Raw genomic sequence first — 2,461 nt, 5'->3', positions numbered from 1 at the left:
CCGCGTGCTCGCCGGCCACGCCGCCGCCGATCACCACGACCCGGGCGCGCGGTGTGCCGGGCACCCCGCCCATGAGCACGCCCGTGCCGCCCTGCGGCCGCATCAGGTGGTAGGCGCCGACCTGCGCGGAGAGGCGTCCGGCGACCTCGCTCATGGGGCTGAGCAGCGGGAGCGAGCGGTCGGGGAGCTGGACCGTCTCGTAGGCGATGGCGGTGGTGCCCGCGGTGAGCAGCGCCTCGGTGCAGGGCGCGGACGCCGCGAGGTGCAGGTAGGTGAACAGCGTCTGGTCGGGCCGCATGAGCGCGTACTCGGGCTCGATGGGCTCCTTGACCTTGACGAGGAGGTCGGCCGCGGCCCAGACCTCCTCGGCGGTGTCGATCGTGCGCGCGCCGGCGAGCCGGTAGGCGTCGTCCTCGAAGCCCGAACCCCGCCCGGCGCCCGCCTGCACCAGCACGTCGTGGCCGCGGCGGACCAGCTCGTGCGCACCGGCGGGCGTGAGCGCGACCCGGTGCTCGTTGTTCTTGATCTCGGTAGGAACGCCTATGTTCATGGATCGACGGTAAGCACCGTCCGGTGTGCGGGTCCAGACCACGTTCCCGAATAGAATGTTCGGCGAACCTGCACAAGGATGTGCCCATGCTCAACCCCTGGCGCCTGCGCCTCCTGTACCAGCTGCACCTGCTCGGCACGGTGCGCGCCGTCGCCGACGCGACCCACCTGAGCCCGTCCAGCGTCTCGCAGCAGCTCTCCACCCTGGAGACCGAGGTGAAGGCCCAGCTCTTCGAGCGGGTCGGACGGCGCATCCGGCTCACGCCCGCCGGAGTCGCCCTCGCGGGTCACGCCGCACAGATCCTGGACCGCATCGCGGCCGCAGAGGCCGACATCGCGGACCTGCACTCGGAGCCCACAGGGGTGGTGCGGCTGTCGGCGTTCACGAGCGCCTTCCACGGGATCGTGGTCCCGGCCGTCGCCGCCCTCACCGAGCAGCACCCGCGGATCCAGGTGCGGCTCACCGAGGCGGAACCGCAGGTCAGCCGGGGTGCGCTCCAGCGCGGCGAAGTGGACGTGGCCATCTGCGCGGACTTCCCGGACGCCCCCGTCCCACCCGACGCCGACCTGGCCCGCCTGCCGCTGACGGGCGACCGGGTGGTGCTCGTGACGGCCCGGGACACCGCGGTCGGTGAGCGCTCGGGCCGGGTGGACCTGACCAGCCTCGCGGGCGAGCCCTGGGCGTTCGAGCACCCCGGCGCACACCTCGCCGACCTGGCCGAACGCCTCTGCCGGCGGGCCGGGTTCACGCCCAAGGCGGTGGCCCGGTTCGAGAGCCACGGCACGCTGCTGAGCCACGTCGAGGCCGGCCTGTCGATCACGCTGCTGCCGCTGCTCGCGGTGCACGACCGCTACGCCGTGCGCACGCTGGACCTCGTGGACCCGCCCCGACGGGACATCCACCTGGTGGCACGCCGCACCACGATGGACCGGGCGGCGGTACGCATCGTGGTGGAGGCGCTGCGGGGTCAGGCGCGCTCGGCCTGATCAGAAGTCGTCGATGTCCGCCTGCGCTCCGCGCAGCGCGTCCGCGAGCTGGCGCAGGTGGTCCAGGTCCTCGGCATCCAGCGCGGGGCCCACATAGTGGGCGATGGAGCGCACGTGCCGGCGGCCGAGCTCCTTCTGCGTCGACGAGCCCTCCGGCGTGAGGCTGACCAGCACGCCCCGGCCGTCGTCGGGCGAGGGGTGGCGGCGCACCAGCCCGCGCTTCTCGAGCCGCTCGACCATGCGCGACAGCGAGGACTGCGCCATCAGGATGTTCTCGTTGAGCTCCCGCAGCCGGAGCGTCTCGCCGGGGGCGAGCGCGAGCGTGAACAGCACGTCGTACTCACGCATGCTCAGGTCGCCCCAGATGTCGTCCGCCAGGAGCCGGCGCATCACCGTCACCTGAGCGCGAAACAACGACTCCCACGCCTCGGCGGCCTCCCGCGCCGAGGGCACCCGTCGCTCGGTCATCAGCGTGCCCACCTTGTCATCTTCGGCACGCTACCTGACTGAACTTTCAGTCACCTACCTGGGCGCGTGGTGGCGAATTTCACCATGCGAATTCATGGCTCGCCAGCGGTTCCGGGCCGCTCGCGAGGAGCCGCGCTCAGCGCCCGAGGCGGCGCTCCCGCAGAGAGAAGTCGCGCAGGGCGCGCAAGAAGTCGACACGCCGGAACGCGGGCCAGTAGGCCTCGCAGAAGTAGAACTCCGTGTGCTGGCTCTGCCACATCAGGAAGCCGCCGATGCGCTGCTCGCCGGAGGTCCGGATGACCAGCTCGGGGTCGGGCTGCCCCTTCGTGTACAGGTGCTCCGCGATGTGCTCGACGTCGATCGACTCCGCGAGGTCCGCGAGCGTGGCGCCGTCCTTGGCGCGCTCCGTGAGGTAGGAACGCACCGCGTCGGCGATCTCGGTGCGGCCGCCGTACCC

At 72.2% G+C, this 2,461-nt stretch carries 4 protein-coding genes; 1 reads left to right on the top strand and 3 read right to left on the bottom strand.

The genetic code is table 11. The annotated features are described in order from the left end of the window. The coding region (locus PROKR_RS21980; protein ID WP_036967497.1) for an alanine dehydrogenase at nt 1-550 on the bottom strand (550 nt) is incomplete at its 3' end. Nucleotides 551-636: 86 nt separating this feature from the next. Here PROKR_RS21980 and PROKR_RS21975 point away from each other — a divergent pair. Beyond that, nucleotides 637-1,536 carry a LysR substrate-binding domain-containing protein gene (locus PROKR_RS21975; protein ID WP_036967495.1) on the top strand — a complete coding sequence of 300 codons (900 nt, stop codon included), beginning with the start codon at nt 637-639 and terminating at the stop codon, nt 1,534-1,536. Here the strand turns inward: PROKR_RS21975 and PROKR_RS21970 are convergent, their stop codons facing one another. Together PROKR_RS21970 and PROKR_RS35850 are read right to left on the bottom strand one after the other, a co-directional pair. Continuing rightward, nucleotides 1,537-2,004, bottom strand: a complete 468-nt coding sequence (locus tag PROKR_RS21970; RefSeq protein WP_036967525.1) for a MarR family winged helix-turn-helix transcriptional regulator — start codon at nt 2,002-2,004, stop codon at nt 1,537-1,539. Between the two features lie 136 nt (nt 2,005-2,140). After that, a partial coding sequence (locus PROKR_RS35850; protein WP_036967492.1) for an undecaprenyl diphosphate synthase family protein occupies nt 2,141-2,461 on the bottom strand: 321 nt, incomplete at its 5' end.

It is taken from the genome of Promicromonospora kroppenstedtii DSM 19349, assembly GCF_000515355.1.
Classification (GTDB): Bacteria; Actinomycetota; Actinomycetes; order Actinomycetales; family Cellulomonadaceae; genus Promicromonospora; species Promicromonospora kroppenstedtii.
This window is presented reverse-complemented; position numbering and strand designations above follow the sequence as displayed.